This window comes from Streptomyces sp. SID5785, from assembly GCF_009870065.1.
Taxonomy (GTDB): domain Bacteria; phylum Actinomycetota; class Actinomycetes; order Streptomycetales; family Streptomycetaceae; genus Streptomyces.
Genome location: NZ_WWIA01000419.1, coordinates 1 through 4,353 on the forward strand (window position 1 = coordinate 1; position 4,353 = coordinate 4,353).

The window sequence follows — 4,353 nt, forward strand, 5'->3', positions numbered from 1 at the left end:
TGGTGTACGCCCCTTCGTGCGGGACCCCGTCGAAGACCGTCGACCCCGCGGGGCCGACCATCGACTCGGCGCGCCGGCCGCCGACTTCCGTGAGCCGCGGGTAGCCGGGGACGGGGAGCCGCCAGCCCTGGTCGTCGGTGAGGTGCAGCTGCAGCACGTTGATCTTGTGCAGGGCGAGCAGCTCGACGTAGCGGCGCAGCAGGGAGACCGGCTGGAAGTGCCGGGCCACGTCGAGCATGAACCCGCGCCAGCGGTGGCGCGGCACGTCCGTGATCTCGACGCAGGGCAGCAGCAGCGGGGCCGCGGGCCGGCCGGTGAGACCGCCGGGTGCCAGGAGCTGGCGCACGGTCTGCACCCCGCGCAGCAGCCCGGTCGGCGCGGCGGCCCGCAGCAGCACGGCGTCCGGCGCCACGGTCAGTCCGTACCCCTCCTCGCCGAGACCGGCCAGCTGGGGGTCGAGCGCGACCACGAACGCCCCGTCGGGGGAGGGCACGAAGGGCAGCCCCACGGTCGCGCGCAGCAGACGGGCGGCGGCCTCGGAGCCGGGGGACAGGCGCAGGCGGGTGCCGGCGTCGAGGGTGAAGCGGCCGGGGCGATGGGCGACGTGGGTGGGCTGGGGGACCAGGGCGGGGCGCGCGGCGGACACGGGGTACCTCCGGGACACGTGGGGTGGGGGGGGTCAGCCCTTGACGGCGCCGGCCGCGAAGCCGCTCGTGACGTGCCGCTGGAGCAGCAGGAAGATCGCGAGCGCGGGCAGGGCGAACAGCGTGGAGGCGGCCATGGTGGCGCCCCAGTCGGTGCCGAACGTGTTGTGGAACGAGGACAGCCACACGGGCAGGGTTCGGTGGTCCTGCTGCTTGATGATGAGGAAGTTGGCGTACGCGAACTCGTTCCAGGCCGTGATGTAGCCGAACAGCGAGGTGGCCATCAGCCCGGGGGCGAGCAGCGGGAACGCGATGTGGCGGAAGGCGCCGAGCCGGGTGCAGCCGTCGACCTGCGCCGACTCCTCCAGCTCGGCGGGGATCGTGGAGATGAACCCGCGCAGCACGACGACGGTGAACGGCAGCGTCATCATGAAGTACACGAGGGTGAGCGTCGGCAGCCGGTCGAGCATGTCGGTGTCGCGGGCGATGATGTACACGGGAATGATCAGTGACTCCCACGGCGCCATCTGGGCGATGAAGACCAGCAGCATGAACTGCCGCCGACCGCGCCAGCGCATCCGGGCCACGGCGAACGACGCGCCGAGGGCGACGACCAGCGCGAGCAGGACCGCCGCCAGCGTGACCAGCACGCTGTTGCGCCAGAACAGTCCGAAGCCGTCGGCGCCGACGGCCCGCCGGAAGTGGTCGAACGTCCAGGTCCGCGGGAGCAGGTGCGGGTGGTCGGACTGGATGTCCCGGTTCGGTGTGAACGCGGTCGTGATCATCCAGTACACGGGGAAGAGGCAGACGGCGATCGTGACGACGGCGCCCGCGTGCAGAGGCAGACGGCGCACCGCCCGACGCGTGCTCACAGCTCGGCCTCCTGACGGAACATCTGCCGGAAGTACACGACCAGCACACCGGACATGAGCAGGACGGTGACCATCGACGAGGCGGACCCCAGGTCGTAGCGCTGCTGGGAGAGCGCGGTCTGCACCGCGTACACGGGCAGGATCGTCGTCGCGTCGCCCGGGCCGCCGCGGGTCATCACCCAGATCTGGACGAACGCGCGGAAGGTCCAGATCACTTCGAGCGACAGCACCAGCATGAAGATCGGCCGCACGATCGGCAGGGTCACCGACCGGAAGACCCGGGCACCGGACGCGCCGTCGATCCGGGCGGCCTCGTACAGCTCGGCCGGCACGGTGGTCAGCGCCGAGTACAGGGTGATCGCGGCGAACGGCAGCGACTGCCACACCACCAGCGCGACCAGGATCCCGAACGCGGCGCCGCCGTGCGCCAGCCACGGGTACCCCTCGAAGGAGGCGAACCCGAGGCCGGTCAGTGTGTGGTTGACGATCCCGAACTCGGAGTGGAACAGCCACTGGAAGACGGTCGTCGCCGCCACGACCGGCATCGCCCAGGTGAGGACCAGCGCGCTGAGCACGGCGGTGCGCCAGCGCCGGCCCAGCCGTTCGATCATCAGGGCCACCAGGGTCGACAGCACCATGATGAGGGCGACGCTCAGCGCCATGAACAGGAAGGTGCGGCGTACGACCGTCCAGAAGCGCGGATCGGCCAGCAGCGTCCGGTAGTTGTCGAGCCCGACGAACCGCGCGTCGCCCAGGATGAGCTGGCGCAGCCGGAAGTCCTGGAGGGAGATCAGGACGGCCCGGGCCAGGGGATAGACGAGCAGATACAGCATGCCGAGCACGGCCGGAGCGGCCAGGAGATACGGCCACACGCCGGCCATGGTGGCCCGGCGGGCCGGGCCCGCCGGGTGGCGGGGCGGCCGGACCGGGGAGCGGGGCGCGGTCCGCTCACGCACGACGGACACGGCACACCTCCTTCCTGAATCGGGGACGGTGACGGGGACGGGGGCGGGGACGGGCGGTCCGGAGGGACGTCACGTGTGCGGGTGCCGGGCAACCCGACGTGCCCGTCAGGTGCCGGACTTCATCGGCCGGACGTCATCGGCCGGACTTCATCGCCTGTGTGATCGCGTCGGACGCCTCGGCCGCCTGCGACGCCGCGTCCTTGCCGGTGAGGACCGCGGTCATGTAGTCCTTGATCGGGTTCTTGGCCTCAACCGCGGCCCAGCCCGGCGTGTTCGGCGTCGCACGCCCCTCGGCCGCCCCGACCGCCATCGCCGAGGCACCGGGATCGGCGGAGACCGCCGCGGCCAGCGTCGTCCTGTTGGGTACGTAGCTCATCGCGACGGCGAGCTTCTTCTGCCAGGCGTCGCCGGTCAGTTCCTTGATGAACGTGTACGCCGCCTCGTGGTGCTGCGACACCGCGGGGACGACCAGGTCCGACCCGCCGGTGAACACCGCTCCCGGCTTGGCCGCACTCTTGCCCGGGATGGGGAAGAAGCCCAGCTTGCCCTTGAGGTCCGGGTTGTTCTGGACGACGACGTTGGCGCCGCCGGGCGTGCTGATGACCTGGGCCACCTGGCCCTTCGCCATGACCTCGGCCTGCGGCGGCTGGGCCTCGTCGGAGTCCTTGGGCCCCTTGCCGAGTGCCTGCAGCTTCTTGTAGAAGGCCATCGCGCGCAGTGCCTCGGGGGTGTCGAGGGCGCCCTTCCAGGCGTCGCCGGATCCGGTGGCCAGGTCGCCGCCCTCGTCCCAGATGAAGCCCGACAGCGCGTACCAGTTCTGTCCGGGCAGGTAGATCCCCTGCTGGGAGCCCTTGTCGAGCTTCTTCGTGGCGGTGATCCACTGATCGCGGGTCTTGATCCCGGCCGGGTCGACTCCGGCCTTCGCGAAGAGGTCCTTGCGGTAGATGACGACGCGGTTCGCAGCGTAGTAGGGGATGCCGTACTGCTTGCCCTCGTAGGCGCCCGGTTCGGCGAGGCCCTTGAGCCAGGAACCGCCGTCCAGGTCGTCGACCTTGTCGCTGAGGTCGAGCAGCCCGCCGCTCTGGGCGAACTGGGCGACCTGGGTGTTGCCCGTCTCGATGACGTCGGGTGCGTCGTTGCTGGCGAGGGCGGCCGTGACCTTCTCGCCGATCCCGTCCCACTCCTGGATCTGCACGCGGACCTCGATGTCCGGGTGCGCGGCTTCGAAGCCCTTCACGAACTCCTTCTGGAACGCGGCCGAGACGCTGTCACGCATCAGCCACACGTCGACGGTGGTGCGCCCACCGCCGGCCGGCTCCCCGTCGTCGGAGCCGGACGAACTGCAGGCACTGAGTCCGGCGACCGCGACGAGCGCGGACAGGCCGGCGAGCAGACGGAGCTTCACGAGTCACCTCTGGGAGCCGGACCTGACCAGTTGCCGACTGGTCAGGTGACCTCTGATGGTGGAGAAAGGTGGCATGGACCAATGAAGGCGTCAAGAGCCCCGGAAAAACTGGGGAGTTGCCGCGCCTGTTGTCGATCTAGGCACCCACATGGTCAACTGGTCAGGTAACTGGTGGTACGGATCGAGGGGGCGGCACGTGGGCGCCGAAGAACACGGGGTGAGCGGAGGGCGCGAGGGGAGCGTGCCGGGTTCGGTGCTCAAGCGGGAGCGGGTGCGCGACCACATCCTCGAACTCATCGAGTCGCACGCCCCCGGCGACGCCATCCCCTCCGAGCGCACCCTGTGCGCCGGGCTCGGGGTCTCCCGCCCGACCCTGCGCGCCGCCGTCGACGAGCTTGTCGCCGCGGGGCTTCTCGTCCGCGAACACGGCCGCGGGATGTTCGTCGCACCGGAGAAGATCACCCAGG

General features: G+C 70.7%; 5 protein-coding genes. 1 reads left to right on the forward strand and 4 read right to left on the reverse strand.

Features of this window, described 5'->3' with window-relative positions; all coding sequences use genetic code 11:
* From GTW43_RS13820 to GTW43_RS13835, 4 genes are all read right to left on the reverse strand, one after another.
* Window positions 1–646 (reverse strand): family 20 glycosylhydrolase (locus tag GTW43_RS13820; RefSeq protein ID WP_161301995.1); only part of this gene is annotated, 646 nt, incomplete at its 3' end.
* Between the two features lie 33 nt (window positions 647–679).
* Window positions 680–1,516: a carbohydrate ABC transporter permease gene (locus tag GTW43_RS13825; RefSeq protein WP_161301997.1), complete on the reverse strand. Its 837-nt coding sequence runs from the start codon at window positions 1,514–1,516 to the stop codon at window positions 680–682.
* Window positions 1,513–2,481 carry a sugar ABC transporter permease gene (locus GTW43_RS13830; RefSeq protein ID WP_161301999.1) on the reverse strand — a complete coding sequence of 323 codons (969 nt, stop codon included), beginning with the start codon at window positions 2,479–2,481 and terminating at the stop codon, window positions 1,513–1,515. The genes GTW43_RS13825 and GTW43_RS13830 overlap by 4 nt, the downstream gene beginning before the upstream one ends.
* 133 nt (window positions 2,482–2,614) lie before the next feature.
* A complete protein-coding gene (locus tag GTW43_RS13835; protein WP_161302001.1) occupies window positions 2,615–3,886 on the reverse strand; it encodes an extracellular solute-binding protein in 1,272 nt (423 codons plus the stop codon).
* 196 nt (window positions 3,887–4,082) lie between these two features.
* On the opposite strand from GTW43_RS13835, the gene GTW43_RS13840 reads away from it, so the two are divergent.
* On the forward strand, window positions 4,083–4,353 hold a 271-nt coding region (locus tag GTW43_RS13840; RefSeq protein ID WP_343245998.1), incomplete at its 3' end, for a GntR family transcriptional regulator.